The sequence below is a fragment of the Mycolicibacterium neworleansense genome (assembly GCF_001245615.1).
GTDB lineage: Bacteria > Actinomycetota > Actinomycetes > Mycobacteriales > Mycobacteriaceae > Mycobacterium > Mycobacterium neworleansense.
Window position 1 is genome coordinate 2,892,558 of sequence record NZ_CWKH01000001.1, and the last position, 13,384, is coordinate 2,905,941.

General features: G+C 67.2%; 14 protein-coding genes. 5 read left to right on the plus strand and 9 right to left on the minus strand.

Annotation, left to right across the window (positions count from 1 at the left end; all coding sequences use genetic code 11):
* Positions 1 to 35 precede the first annotated feature (35 nt).
* Both BN2156_RS13830 and guaB read right to left on the minus strand, forming a co-directional pair.
* Positions 36 to 1,172, minus strand: coding sequence for a GuaB3 family IMP dehydrogenase-related protein (locus BN2156_RS13830; RefSeq protein WP_090514678.1), 1,137 nt, complete (start codon positions 1,170 to 1,172; stop codon positions 36 to 38).
* A gap of 29 nt (positions 1,173 to 1,201) precedes the next feature.
* Positions 1,202 to 2,743, minus strand: coding sequence for an IMP dehydrogenase (guaB, locus tag BN2156_RS13835; protein ID WP_090514681.1), 1,542 nt, complete (start codon positions 2,741 to 2,743; stop codon positions 1,202 to 1,204).
* A 159-nt stretch (positions 2,744 to 2,902) separates the two neighbouring features.
* Between guaB and BN2156_RS13840 the strand changes: the two genes are divergently transcribed.
* On the plus strand, positions 2,903 to 3,307 hold the full coding sequence (locus BN2156_RS13840; protein ID WP_003882245.1) for a DUF5319 domain-containing protein: 405 nt from the start codon (positions 2,903 to 2,905) through the stop codon (positions 3,305 to 3,307).
* On the opposite strand, the gene BN2156_RS13845 is transcribed toward BN2156_RS13840, so the two are convergent.
* The 3 genes from BN2156_RS13845 to BN2156_RS13855 all read right to left on the minus strand — a co-directional run bounded on the left by BN2156_RS13845 (position 3,298) and on the right by BN2156_RS13855 (position 5,807).
* Positions 3,298 to 4,470, minus strand: a complete 1,173-nt coding sequence (locus BN2156_RS13845) for an anti-sigma-D factor RsdA (RefSeq protein WP_090515902.1) — start codon at positions 4,468 to 4,470, stop codon at positions 3,298 to 3,300. The two genes, BN2156_RS13840 and BN2156_RS13845, sit on opposite strands and share 10 nt — an antisense overlap.
* On the minus strand, positions 4,463 to 5,041 hold the full coding sequence (locus BN2156_RS13850; protein WP_036440777.1) for a sigma-70 family RNA polymerase sigma factor: 579 nt from the start codon (positions 5,039 to 5,041) through the stop codon (positions 4,463 to 4,465). Before BN2156_RS13850 ends, BN2156_RS13845 begins: the two co-directional genes overlap by 8 nt.
* Before the next feature lie 100 nt (positions 5,042 to 5,141).
* Positions 5,142 to 5,807 carry a hypothetical protein gene (locus tag BN2156_RS13855; protein ID WP_235625298.1) on the minus strand — a complete coding sequence of 222 codons (666 nt, stop codon included), beginning with the start codon at positions 5,805 to 5,807 and terminating at the stop codon, positions 5,142 to 5,144.
* A gap of 442 nt (positions 5,808 to 6,249) precedes the next feature.
* On the opposite strand from BN2156_RS13855, the gene BN2156_RS13860 reads away from it, so the two are divergent.
* A complete protein-coding gene (locus BN2156_RS13860; protein WP_029107049.1) occupies positions 6,250 to 6,540 on the plus strand; it encodes a WhiB family transcriptional regulator in 291 nt (96 codons plus the stop codon).
* A 91-nt stretch (positions 6,541 to 6,631) separates the two neighbouring features.
* Here the strand turns inward: BN2156_RS13860 and BN2156_RS13865 are convergent, their stop codons facing one another.
* Positions 6,632 to 6,994 (minus strand): DoxX family protein, encoded by a 363-nt coding sequence (locus tag BN2156_RS13865; protein ID WP_090514683.1) that lies wholly within the window; start codon positions 6,992 to 6,994, stop codon positions 6,632 to 6,634.
* Between the two features lie 135 nt (positions 6,995 to 7,129).
* Entirely contained in the window at positions 7,130 to 9,541 is a 2,412-nt protein-coding gene (locus BN2156_RS13870) for a cadherin-like domain-containing protein (RefSeq protein ID WP_235625299.1), read from the minus strand.
* Between BN2156_RS13870 and BN2156_RS31070 the strand changes: the two genes are divergently transcribed.
* From BN2156_RS31070 to BN2156_RS13885, 3 genes are all read left to right on the plus strand, one after another.
* Positions 9,531 to 9,809 carry a hypothetical protein gene (locus tag BN2156_RS31070; protein ID WP_220096217.1) on the plus strand — a complete coding sequence of 93 codons (279 nt, stop codon included), beginning with the start codon at positions 9,531 to 9,533 and terminating at the stop codon, positions 9,807 to 9,809. The two genes, BN2156_RS13870 and BN2156_RS31070, sit on opposite strands and share 11 nt — an antisense overlap.
* Positions 9,810 to 10,633: 824 nt before the next feature.
* The gene (locus tag BN2156_RS13880) at positions 10,634 to 11,080 is read left to right on the plus strand and encodes an OsmC family protein (protein WP_090514688.1); all 447 of its coding nucleotides are present in this window, start codon (positions 10,634 to 10,636) and stop codon (positions 11,078 to 11,080) included.
* A gap of 52 nt (positions 11,081 to 11,132) precedes the next feature.
* On the plus strand, positions 11,133 to 11,540 hold the full coding sequence (locus BN2156_RS13885; protein ID WP_090514691.1) for a nitroreductase family deazaflavin-dependent oxidoreductase: 408 nt from the start codon (positions 11,133 to 11,135) through the stop codon (positions 11,538 to 11,540).
* Here the strand turns inward: BN2156_RS13885 and BN2156_RS13890 are convergent.
* Both BN2156_RS13890 and BN2156_RS13895 read right to left on the minus strand, forming a co-directional pair.
* Positions 11,509 to 12,312 carry an enoyl-CoA hydratase gene (locus BN2156_RS13890; RefSeq protein WP_090514694.1) on the minus strand — a complete coding sequence of 268 codons (804 nt, stop codon included), beginning with the start codon at positions 12,310 to 12,312 and terminating at the stop codon, positions 11,509 to 11,511. The genes BN2156_RS13885 and BN2156_RS13890 overlap by 32 nt on opposite strands.
* Entirely contained in the window at positions 12,309 to 13,343 is a 1,035-nt protein-coding gene (locus BN2156_RS13895; protein WP_090515905.1) for a zinc-dependent alcohol dehydrogenase family protein, read from the minus strand. Before BN2156_RS13895 ends, BN2156_RS13890 begins: the two co-directional genes overlap by 4 nt.
* Positions 13,344 to 13,384: the final 41 nt, after the last annotated feature.

The window sequence follows — 13,384 nt, forward strand, 5'->3', positions numbered from 1 at the left end:
CCGGGTAATGCGATTCTCTGTCTGCTCGGCGGATATCAGGATCCGACGGTCAGGCCGACCTTCTGGAACTCCTTGAGGTCGCAGTACCCAGCCTTGGCCATCGACCGGCGCAGGCCACCGACCAGGTTCAGCGAGCCGAACGGATCGTCGGACGGGCCGTTGAGCACCTGCTCCAGGGCGGGCCGCTCCCCGACGGCCACCTGCAGCAGGGCGCCGCGCGGCAACGACGGGTGTGCCGCCGCCGACGGCCAGAACCAGCCGCCGCCCAGCGCCTCATCCGAGACCGCCAGCGGCGTGCCCAGCACGACGGCATCGGCACCGCAGGCGATCGCCTTGGCCAGGTCGCCGGACGTGTGGATGTCGCCGTCGGCCAGCACGTGCACGTAACGGCCGCCGGTCTCGTCGAGGTATTCGCGACGCGCGGCCGCCGCATCGGCGATCGCAGTCGCCATCGGCACGCTGATGCCGAGCACCTCGTCGCTGGTGGTGACCCCGGCCGTGGAGCCGTAGCCGACGATCACACCGGCCGCGCCCGTGCGCATCAGGTGCAGCGCGGTGCGGTGGTCGAGCACACCGCCGGCCACCACGGGCACGTCGAGTTCGGAGATGAACGTCTTGAGGTTCAGCGGTTCACCGTCGGACGCCACGCGCTCGGCGGAGACGATGGTGCCCTGGATGACGAGCAGGTCGATTCCGGCGGCCACCAGGGTCGGGGTCAGCGCCTGGGCGTTCTGCGGGCTGACCCGCACGGCCGTGGTCACACCGGCCTCGCGGATACGGGCCACCGCTGCGCCGAGCAGGTCGGGGTCCAGCGGTGCGGCATGCAACTGCTGCAGCAGCCGGATCGCGGCCGAGTCATCGTCGGCAGTCGCGGCGATGTCGAGGACCTGGGCGACCTTCTCCTCGACATCGGCGTGCCGACCGATCAGCCCTTCGCCGTTGAGCACCCCGAGCCCGCCGAGGCGGCCCATCTCGATCGCGAACTCCACCGACACCAGCGCATCGGTGGGATGCGCGACGACCGGAACCTCGAAGCGGTAGGCATCGAGCTGCCAGGCCGTCGAAACATCCTTGGACGACCGGGTGCGCCGCGAGGGCACGATCGTGATGTCGTCGAGTTCATAGGTGCGGCGGGCGGTTCTGCCCATGCCGATTTCAACCATGTCGCGCATGACTGCTCTTAGTCTCCTGCCCCACCGAGTCAGCGGGTGTAGTAGTTGGGGGCCTCGACAGTCATGGTGATGTCGTGCGGGTGGCTTTCCTTCAACCCGGCCGCCGTGATCTGGACGAACTGCGCCTGCTGCAGCTGCTCGATGGTCGCCGAGCCGGTGTAGCCCATGGCCGCGCGCAAACCGCCGGTCAACTGGTGGATCACCGTGCCCAGTGGACCGCGGAACGGCACCCGGCCTTCGATGCCCTCGGGCACGAGCTTGTCCTCGGACAGCACGTCGTCCTGGAAGTAGCGGTCCTTGGAGTAGGACTTGCCACCGCCGCGTCCCTGCATGGCGCCCAGCGAGCCCATGCCGCGGTAACTCTTGAACTGCTTGCCATTGACGAAGATCAGATCACCCGGCGATTCCGCAGTGCCGGCCAGCAGCGATCCGAGCATTGCCGTCGACGCGCCGGCGGCCAGCGCCTTGGCGATGTCACCGGAGTACTGCAGACCACCGTCGGCGATCACCGGCACGCCGTAGGGCTTGCAGGCGGCGACGGCTTCCAGGATGGCGGTGATCTGCGGGGCGCCGACGCCGGCGACCACGCGGGTGGTGCAGATCGAGCCGGGACCCACACCGACCTTGACCGCGTCGGCACCGGCCTGCACCAGAGCGGCGGCCGCGGCCCGGGTCGCGACGTTGCCGCCGACCACCTCGACGCGGTCGCCCACGGTCTTCTTCACGCGGGCCACCATGTCGAGCACCCCGCGGTTGTGGGCGTGGGCGGTGTCGACGATCAGCACGTCGACACCGGCATCGACCAGGGTCATGGCCCGGGCCCAGGCGTCATCGCCGACGCCGACCGCGGCGCCGACCAGCAGCCGGCCGTCGCTGTCCTTGGTGGCCAGCGGGAACTGTTCGGTCTTGACGAAGTCCTTGACCGTGATCAGGCCGGTCAGCTTGCCGTGTCCGTCGACGATCGGCAGCTTCTCGATCTTGTGCCGGCGCAGCAGCCCCAGGGCAGCCTCGGCCGAGACACCTTCCTGTGCGGTGATCAGCGGTGGCTTGGTCATCACCTCGGCGACGGGCTTGTTCTCGTCGACCTCGAAACGCATGTCGCGGTTGGTGATGATGCCCACGAGCTGCCCGTCGTTGTCGACGACCGGCAGACCGGAGATCCGGAACCGGGCGCACATCGCGTCGACCTCGGCCAGGGTGTTGGTCGGCGAGCAGGTGACCGGGTCGGTGACCATGCCGGCCTCCGACCGCTTGACCGTCTCGACCTGGGCGGCCTGTTCGGCGGCGGGAAGGTTGCGGTGCAGCACGCCCATGCCGCCGGCGCGGGCCATCGCGATGGCCATGCGTGATTCGGTGACGGTGTCCATCGCGGAGCTGACCAACGGCACGCGCAGCCGGATGTTGCGGGTCAGCTGGCTGGAAGTGTCAGCAGCGGCGGGGACCACATCGGAGGCCGCCGGAAGCAGCAGCACATCATCAAAGGTGAGACCGAGCATTGCGATCTTGGTCGGATCGTCGCCGCCGGTCGGCACCGGTACGGCGATGGGAACGCTGCTTTCAGCGATCGACATGGGTGGGGCCTCCAGTGGCAGGCGTGGGGCTTATAAACCCGATTCTATCGGCTCGGATATTTACGGTGATGTTGCCGCTCCTTGCACCTCAGGGCGCACATCAGCGTGCACATCGGGACGGCTGGCGCGATGGGAGTCCCGCTGCGTAGTGTGGGACTCGTGCGTGACCACCTCCCCCCTGGTTTGCCGCCCGATCCGTTTGCCGACGATCCCTGCGATCCGTCGGCTGCGCTGGACGCGATCGAGCCGGGCCAGCCTCTGGACCCCCAGGAACGGACTGCTGTCGAGGCTGATCTCGCGGACCTCGCGGTCTACGAAGCATTGTTGGCGCACAAGGGAATTCGTGGCCTCGTCGTGTGCTGCGACGAATGCCAGCAGGACCACTACCACGACTGGGACATGCTGCGGGCCAACCTGCTGCAACTGCTTGTCGACGGCACCGTGCGCCCGCACGAGCCGGCCTACGATCCCGAGCCCGATGCCTACGTGACGTGGGATTACTGCCGCGGTTATGCCGACGCGTCCCTCAACGAGGCCACCTCGGACACCGACGGCTACCGCTGAGAACCGCCTAGCCCCGGCAACAGGGGCAGTTCGGTCACCGGCAACGCCGGACCTTCACCACCACGCCCACCCGACGGGCTCTCGTGACCTGCGCCACTGCCAGTCTCGGCAGGGGCGGCCACCGTCGTGCGTACCGGCGGGGCCGACGGCACCGAGGTGGGCTCCACCGCAGGCGCGACTGTCGTGGTGACCGGCGGTGCCTCGACCGCCGGAGCGGCCGAAGTGGTGGCCGCGGAGGTGGTGTGGGTCGCCGATGCCGGCGGCGATGAGGTCGCGGCCGGTGCCGACACACTCGTCGTCGGCTCGGCACTGCTGGTCGGCGAGGGTGTCACCGACGACGAGGGCTGAGTGGTCGTCGGCTGAGATGTCTCCGACGGCGTGGACGTCGCGGACGGCCCGGGCGTCGTGGACGTCTCCGACCCGGGTGTGGTCTCCGTCGGGGACGTCGAGGGCGCTGTGGTCGGGGTGGACGTCGCGGTCCCGGGCGCCGGGCTCTCGGACGCGGGCGACGGCGTCGTCGTCACCGTCACTTCGGGCAACACCACCGGCGGCGCATCGGGCGGCACGGTCGCATCCGGGTCGCGGTTCTCCACCTTCACCGACAGCTGCTGCCACTGGTCGACGAGCTCCTGCTTGCGCTGCTCGTCACCGACGGTGGCGACCGTGGTGGTCAGGGTCTGCAGCTTCTGCTGCGCCTGTTCCCACTGCCCTTCGTCGATCAGCTGCTGCACCTGCTTGAGCTCGCTGGACGCCAGTTCGACGCCCACGTCGCGAGTCACCGGCGCCGACCCGAAGACCAGGCCGCGCACGCCGTACAGCGCGTCGCCCGGGCCCGAGCCGTACACGGCTGCACCGAACCCGCCGAGGCACAGCACCGCGGCCGCCATCGAGCCGACCAACGCCATCGGGAAGCGCACCCGCCCCTGCCCGGTGGCCTTGTTGAGCGCCGCCACGGCCTCGCGTGGCGTCGCGATGCCCGACATCGGGGTGCGGCGTGCGTCGTCGCGCCACCCGGCCAGCAGGACGGCCAGCTCGGCCTCTTCCCGGTCGGTCGCATAGACCTGGCGCTCCAGCGACAGCGCCTCGATGAATTTCTCGGACCGGTTGATCTCGTTGAGGGACGGATCACCACCGTTTGAGGTCCAGCGGCCGAAGTCAGGCATGATCACGCCCCGTCGCCATGATCTCGGTCTTCAGCCGGGCCAGCGCCCGGTGCTGAGCCACTCGCACCGCGCCGGCGGTGCTGCCGACGGCCTCGGCGGTCTCCTCGGCGCTCATGCCGACCACGACCCGCAGGATCAGGATCTCGCGCTGCTTTTCGGGCAGCACCGACAGCAGCCTGGCCATTCGTTCTGAGGACTCGGTGTCGAGCGCGGATTGCTCGGGCCCCGCGTCAAGGGAGAACCGCTCGGGCACCACGTCCGTGGGCTCGGCACGATTCCTGGCCGCCGCGCGATGCGCGTCAGCAACCTTGTGCGCAGCGATGCCATAGACAAAGGCCAGGAACGGGCGTCCCTGATCTTTGTAGCGCGGCAGCGCCGTAATGGCGGCCAAGCACACCTCCTGCGCAACGTCATCAGCTGAGAGACCACTGCGCTCGGTCGCCCCCACCCTCGCCCGCACATACCGAACGACGATCGGCCGAATGATCTCCAGCACTTCCGAGAGCGCGTTCCGATCACCTGCCACTGCCTCAGCAACGACAATGTCGAGACGGTCTCCCGAACTTGTCATCGTGGGCGATCTCTCCAGCGTTACGTTGCATCGACACTCGCGTCGATTGGCTCAGCTAAACAATAACGATCGATGAAGGCGGAACCATGCCGGTGCCGGTTCAGGCGCCGGCCCACACTCCACCTCTGCGACGCACTGTATCGGCGCTGAGGTCACGGATCTCGCTGATTTGTGCAGCGTCGTGCGTGGCGCTGCCGATGTCGGACAGCACGCAGGCCAAAGCCCAGCGCAGCGGGATCAGCCCGGATTTCTCGGTGGCCAGCAGGGCCGCGTCGGCGACCTCCCGCGCGGCGTCGATGTCGCCGGCACTGCACAGCGCCGCGGCCAGCACGACATCAGATTTGACCGCGTGACGCGTCGAGGGGTGTCCAGCTGCCGCGTCGACACCACGACGGGCGTGCTCGACGGCGGTGGCGCCGTGGCCCTGGACCATCGCCAGTTCGGCGCTCACCCACGACAGCCGGATGGCCTGACGTGAGCCCTCCGGGGTGGCGATGGCGCGCGCCCGCTCGAGCAGTCGGGCCGATACCCCGAACCGGCCCATGCCGAGGGCGTCGGCGGCCAAGCCGACGAGCGCGTCGGCAGCGGCCTCGTAAGCCCCGGGCAAGCCGGGAGGCGGGACCGGGGGCCCGCGGGGCGGCGCCGAACGGCAGGGGGAGAGCGGAGAGAACCGAGGACGGCAAGCGAAGCGGCTACTGCCGCCCTGGGGGTCGCCCCCGAAGGCGGCGTCCGCCAGGGCGGCAGTAGCCGCTGCGATTGCAGTCATCGGTTCGCGACGCTATCAACATGACGTTCGGCGCAGCACCGCGGGAACCAGGTACCGCATACCGGCGGAACCGGGTATTAAATATTGCGATATAAGCATCAGTTAACAATTGGTGGCTGGAATGTTAATGACATGTCAACTCGCTATCGGCCGCCTGGAATTGCAGATGACGCCCCTGCCAGCCCGAACAGGGAAAACCAGAGGTCTGTCGCCAGACCCTTAACACTGATGTCTCGGCCAAGGCGTCACAACGATGAACGTGATGTAAATTCTCGACCTGCAGTTATGCCCTTTAGCACACCGGCAGGCTATTGACTCGCTTTATTCAGTCCCCCTAGTTTGTGTGCACGAGCGGTCATCGGCGACATGAGCTCAGTTCGGTTCCACCGACTCAAACCCGCCCACTTTTGGCGAAATGGGCGAGCAGAGAGGGGTTTTCCATATGCCGCAGCCGCAGCAGCTTCCCGGACCCAATGCGGATATCTGGGATTGGCAAATGCAGGGACTTTGCCGTGGTGTCGATTCGTCGATGTTCTTCCACCCCGATGGCGAACGCGGACGGGCCCGGGCTCAGCGTGAGGTGCGCGCCAAGGAGATGTGCCGCAGCTGCCCGGTGATCACCCAGTGCCGTTCACACGCGCTGGCCGTCGGTGAGCCGTACGGCATCTGGGGCGGCCTGAGCGAGTCCGAGCGCGAGCTCTTGCTCAAGCGTGGCATCCGCCGCAGCGCCTGAGCCTCTACAGCAAACTTCACACGCCGATCTGCACAGGCTCCATCCTCCCCAGGGGTGGGGCCTTTGTAGTTGGCACCCTTTTGTCGTCGGGTCACCCCGCGAGAAACGCGCCCAGCGAGAGCACCGCGAGCACCAGGAAGGCGGCGGGAAAGGCGATGTTGTAGAACACCCCCGCACGGATGTGGGTGACGACGGCGCCGATGAAGAACGCGATGAGGCCGATCGCGGCGGCAACACCGAGCGGTGGGAACGCGACCAGGCCCACCAACAGCCCGACGGCACCCGCGCCTTTGAGTAGTCCGAGCGCCGGCACCCACGTCCGCGGGACGCCGACCTCCGCGGAGTTGGCCAGCACGAACCGAGCCCCGACGAGGTCCCCGAGGGCCATCGCCGCGTTGGCCACGATGGTGATCGTGACGAGCAGCGTCGCGACCATGCCGAGTTGCAGCGTCATGATTGTCGCCTCCGATGTTGAGCCGCCAAGTCGTTCACTGTGTTGACGAGACCCGACCGGGAAACGTGACAGGGCGAGCCGTCGCAAAAGTGCCCCATTCCGGGTGAAAAGGGGCACTTTTGCGTCTGGACGGGGTCAGGCGTTCTGCTGGGCCTCCTCTGCATCATCGGGATCCGGCAGGCTCTGCACATCGCCATCGAGATCAGAGGTGATGTAACCGGTCAACGACTGCTGGAACGCGTTCATCGTGGCGTCGGCCTTGAGCGAGCCGGTGTGCGTTCCGCTGACGGTGATGTCGGCCAGGTAGTGCACCTCGTTCTGGTTGGCCAGGTAATCGGCCAACTCATACCCGTTGAGGACCATGCCGTCCTTGTTGACGTAGTCGGTGTAGACCGCCTTGCGGGTCGTCCGGCCCGTCGCGTCGGTGGTCTCGGTGACCACTGCCGTGCCGCCGCCGGCCCCGGCATAGGTTCCGGTCGACGGCAGCGGCGTCGTGCCGGCCACGTAGCTGCCGAGTTCCGGCGCCCAGTCCGGGTTGGGAGTCGAGCGGTCGGCCGCCACCGGTCCGACGCTGGTCGTGTACTTCAGGTTGGCGATGACAAGGCGCGATTGCGTCGGATCATCGACGCTGGACTCCCAGAAGGTGACCGCGGTGCCGTCGGGATTCCAGCTGGGCATGCTGCGTGCGGCCCACCCGTCGCCGGTGTCGAACAAGGGGATCCCGTTCTCGCCCTCGAGCTCGTCTCCCACCTGAACCGCCCAGTTCTGGTTCGAGACGTTGATCGGCTGCGCATACATCCCGTACACGGGCGCGCCGACGTAGACCGGCAGGAAGTTCTGTCGCACGATCCTGGTCATCGGCGTCAGCGCATCGAGGCCGCGCGTGCTGCCGATCGCAATCCACTGCTGATTGGGCGAGAGGTCGGTGTCCTCGTCGTAGTCGAGGTTGGCCGTCAGCCGGGTCACCTCGCCGGTCTCCAGGTCGACCACGATGTCGTCGACGTTGCCGGCGTCGTACTGGCCGCCGAGGATGATGACGCCCTTGCCGTCGGGGGTCCACTGCTTACCCTCGCCGGTCGGGTAGACCACCCGCGCGTCGGTGACCTCGTACCCGTTCTCGGTGCGGGTCAGCGTTCCCACGACGGGCAGGGCCTGCAGGGCGCTGTTCTGCCCCACCACAATTCGGGTGTAGAGAACGTGCGTTCCGTCGGGCGATGGCCTCATCTCACGCTGACGGTCGATGATGTAGCCGCCGCCATCCGGCGTGGTGATCGGCACCAGTTCCCGGCCGTTCACTCCGGTTTCCAGGACGGAATAGCGGGGCGTCTCACCCTCGACGTTCACCAACACCATCACCCGTCCCGAACCGTCCGTGAAGGGAACGGGTTTCGCGAGGTTTCCGGTCTCGTCCGGGGACACCCCGCACGTGACGCATTCGACGTGTGACCCGTCGATGCTGATCTGGTAGATCTCGGTCCGGCCACCCGCGCTGGGCGTGCCCGAGAAGTAGATGGACTTGCCATCTTCCGAATAGCGCGGATTGACCGGATTCTTCACGCCGTCGGGCATCTCCAGGATGACCCGCTCGACTTCAGGACTCAGCACCGAGACAGAGATGTCCGACTGAGTGCTGTGCGGCTGGAAGAGGCTGAGCACGTTGATCTTTCCGTCGGCGACGGTAACCGTGAAGGTGTCGGTTTGGATCGAGTCGTAATCGATGTCATCGGGGGTGTAGGTGTACTCCCCCGTTTCCTGATCGATGGTGACCGTGCCGTGCTCGGGCTGCTGGGTGATGATGTAGGTGAGCTCATCGCCCTCGGCATCGACGGCGCCGATGTTGCCGGTGACGGTCTGCCCGGCCTGCACCGTGGTGGTCGGGTCCGAGGCGATGGTGGGCGCTTGGTTGAACGCGTTGCGACGCACCCAGGCCAGCACCGCCCACACCATCGGGGTCAGCGGCTCGGGCGAGTCCGGGGCCGGCGCCAGGAACGGGTTGAGTATCTCGGTGACGATGCCGTTCACGAATCCGAATACACCGGAACCGATTTCGGAAACGCCGGTGGTCGGATTGACCGGCGTGACCGCCGCGGCGGCCGTCGGTGTCCGCACGGCGGTACTGACGGTGCCGGCGTCGAGCGCCTGCGCGGTGGACGCGGCGATCGACTCGCTCACTGTGTCGGAGAACCGCTTCACGGCCGTGCGGACATCGTCGACGTCGAGGGAGGCGCTCACCTTCGAAGCCGCGCTGCTCAAGGCGGATGCTGCGCCACTCAGTGAGGTCTCCACGTCTTTGACCGACGGGAGCGGCGCCGAATTCGTTTCGTTCTTGGCCGGAACCGGTGCCGTGGGCACGATGTCGGGCAGCGAAATCGGCGGCACGGCGAGCTCGGCACCCACCTCGGCTATCGCGTCCGCCGCACTCGACGAGGCCGGCCCGAGCAACTCCGGCCGGGCCCCGGTCCCGGGGATCACTGCCGACGGGCGATGCGGCACCTTCACCGGCGGCCCGACCTTGATGTCGCGCGAACCGATCTTGATGCTGTGCACCCCACCGCTGCTGCTGATCGTCACGCCCGGCGCGACCTGGATGCTCGAAGACGTCTTTCCCGAATTCTTCGATCCCGGTGCGGCTTTCACATCCGTCGAGGCGGACCCAGCCGTCGACGTCGAGCTGCCACTCGTGCCACCGGACGTGGAAGCGCCTGCGGCCGTGGAGGTTCCGCTGGTCGACGCTGCACCGGCCGAGGTCGACGCCTCCGAACTCGTCGGCGAGTCTGCCGACGTGCCGTCGGTCTCGGCCGCAGATATCCCGTAGCCGGTCGCCACCGCGGCGACCAACCATGCCGCGACGGCCATGCCGCCGTATCCGCCGACCTTTGCGGCGGCCTGGGCCGCTCTTCGGGATGGCGCGCGGGTGGCCGGCGTGCTCGGCGCGAGTGCGGCGGTCACGTGGTGGACGGATTGACGGTCGCTGCTCATGCGCGGCTCCTACGACGTCTCGATAATTTGGTCGATCGATCAGGAACCGTGACACAGACCACAAAGCACTGTCAACGACAGATTTCGGTACACTGCTGCGCGCGGTCGCCGGAACGCGAAATCCGCAGCCTGTTCGACAACGAACCGGGCACTGTCCCGCACATCGACACATTCGCCTCGGCACGCCCTTTCCGGGAGGGCGACGCTGCCACCGATCACCGCATTCAGCTAATACTCATGGTGGGCGCCCATCGCCGTGGTGAACGGGATTCTTCGGACGCACACCAGGCCTGCAATGTTGTTTTATCGGTTAAGGAACGTCGAGATTCGGCCACATCGACAAGGTGCTTCCGCGAGCTTGGCAAACCATCAAACCGCTCCGATACGAAGGGCCGTCGACCTGGCCACAGCGCCGAAAAATAGGCAGGCCCGGCACCGCGGTCGCACTCCCGGTGCCGGCCACCGGCGGCACGCACACGCGCGGCTGCGCTTTGCGTGCCGCACCATCGTCGCCAATCGTCCGAGCAACAGCCGACATCTGATCGACTGATCAATTCTGAATCCGCACCACGCGCCGATCGACAACTGCCGGGATCAGCCGGATGAGTCGTGCGACGATCCCATCCGAAGCGATTCGGACAACCCAACGAGGAGGCTGGCATGACATCTGAGGAAGCCGAGCGCGACGGCGTGGTCACCGTCGCAGAAACCGGCGCCGGGACCTACACCCAGCAGATCACCGCCGGGCGTCACCAGCTCATCGCCGACGAACCCGCTCCGGTGGGCGACGATGCCGGCCCGAATCCCTATGACCTGGTATTGGCCGGCCTCGGTGCATGTACGTCGATGACGGTGCGCATGTACGCCAATCGCAAGGGATGGCCGCTTGATCAGGTACGAGTGATGTTGCGGCACTCACGTATTCATGCCAAAGACTGTGCCGACTGCGAGACCACCAAGGGCATGATCGACCATATCGATCGCGAGATCGAGTTGACCGGCGAGCTCGACGACAGCCAGCGGCAGCGTCTCATGGACATCGCCGAACGCTGCCCGGTGCATCAGACCCTGACCTCGTCGGTCCACATCACCACGTCCGAGGTGTGAGCGGATCCGGCGATCCGCCCATCGCCGCGATGCACAGGCGTAGGAAGGAATCATGACCGACAACTGGAATGACCAGATCATCGCCGAGTTCCGCGCCAACGGAGGCAAGGTCGGCGGACCGTTCGAGGGCGCGACGTTGCTTCTGCTGCACACCACCGGCGCCAAGAGTGGGAAAGAGCGCGTCAATCCGGTGATGGCGTTCGATCTCGACGGGAAGCTCGCCATCGTCGGGTCCTACGCGGGCGCCGACGTCGACCCGGCCTGGCTGCACAATCTGCGCGCGCACCCCGATGCGCACATCGAGATCGGCACCGACGCGTACGACGTGCACGCGCGGGAGATGCCGCGGGACGAGCGGAATGCCGCCTATCCGCGCATTGTCGAGAGGGCACCGGGATTCGGCGAGTACCAGACCAAGACCGACCGCGTCATCCCGGTGATCGAACTGCAGCGCCGCTGACGCCGGGCCAGACAGGCGGGCGTTTGTCGATGAACGCCTGGACACCCTCCAGAGCGCTCGGGTCCATCATGTTGCAGGCCATCGTCGCGCCCGCGTCGGCGTAGGCCGACTCGATGTCGACGTCAATCTGCCGGTAGAACAAGGCCTTTCCCATGGCGATCGCCACGCGGGGCTTCGCCACGATGCGCGCGATCACCGTCTCGACCTCGTCGTCCAGGGCGTCGGCCGGAACCACCCGGTTCACCAGCCCCAGCTCCCAGGCCTGTTCGGCCGAGACGAAATCGCCGGTCACGAGCATCTCGAACGCGGCCTTGCGTGGCACGTTGCGCGAGAGCGCCACTCCTGGCGTCGCACAGAACAGACCGACGTTGACACCGCTGACCGCGAAGCGCGCGTCCTCGCTCGCCACCGCCAGATCGCACATCGCGACGAGCTGGCAACCGGCTGCGGTCGCGAGCCCTTGAACCCGGGCGATCACCGGCACTGGCAGCCGCTGGATCGACAGCATCATCGCGGTGCATCGGGCGAACAACCGCTCGTAGTACTCCAACGACGGCTCGGCCCGCATCTCCTTGAGGTCATGCCCGGCGCAGAACGCCTTGCCGGTGGCCCCGAGCACCACGGCGCGCACGGTTTCGTCTTCGGCCAGCGCACCGAGGGCGTCACCGAGCGCTGTCAGCATTGCCTCGGACAAGGCGTTGAATGCCTCGGGGCGGTTCAGCGTGAGGGTGACGACACCGCGGTCGTCACGTTCGTGAAGCAGCAGCGTCATGGTTCGATCAACACCTTGAGAGCCTCGCGGTCGGCCATGGCGCGGTAACCGTCGGGCGTTTCGTCGAGACCGATGGTGCGGTCGAAGACCCGCCCGGGTTCGACGGTGCCGTCCAGGACGTCGGGCATGAGTTCCTCGATGTAGGCACGGGCGGGCGCGACACCGCCGGTCAGGGTGATATTGCGGAAGAAGGTGCCGAAACCCATTGGCACCTCGGTGTATTGAGATACCCCGAGCCGGCTGACGCGGCCGCCGGCGCGGACCGCGTCGAGGGCGGTGGCCAGCGACGGCTCGGTCCCGACGCATTCGATCACCGCGTGGGTGCCGTCGCCGCCGGTCAGTTCGCGGATCTTCTCGACGGCTTCGTCGCCGCGTTCGGCGACGACGTCGGTGGCGCCGAACTCGCGACCCAGATCTGTCCGGACGGTGTGGCGGCCGTTGAGGATAATCTGCTCGGCACCCAGCCGTTTGGCGGCCAGCACCGCGCACAAGCCCACCGCGCCGTCACCGATGACGGTCACCGTGGAACCCGGCCCGACGCCGGCGGTCACCACACCGTGGTGACCGGTGCAGAAGACGTCGGACAAGGTGAGCAGCGAGGGCATGAGCGCCGAATCCTCGGCCACCGGGAGTTTCACCAGCGTGCCCTGCGCCTGCGGAACGCGCACGGCTTCACCCTGCCCCGCATCGACGCCGGGCGCACCCCAGCCCCCGCCGTGCCGACATGACGTCTGCAGGCCTTCCTGGCAGAAGTCGCACGTGTTGTCCGCCCAGACGAACGGGGCCACCACCAGATCACCGCGCCCGAGTCCGGATACGTCGGTGCCGACATCCTCGACCACCCCGATGAACTCGTGGCCCATCCGCCGGCCGCCGTCCTTGTGCGGCATGGACTGGTACGGCCAGAGATCACTACCGCAGATGCAGGCACGGGTGACCCGCACGACGGCGTCGGTCGGTTCCTTCACGATCGGGTCGGGCACGTTCTCGACGCGCACGTCGCCGGCCCCATACATCACGGTTGCTCGCATGCTCGGTTCCTTCACTCGTTCAGCTGTCGGGTGAGACCCAT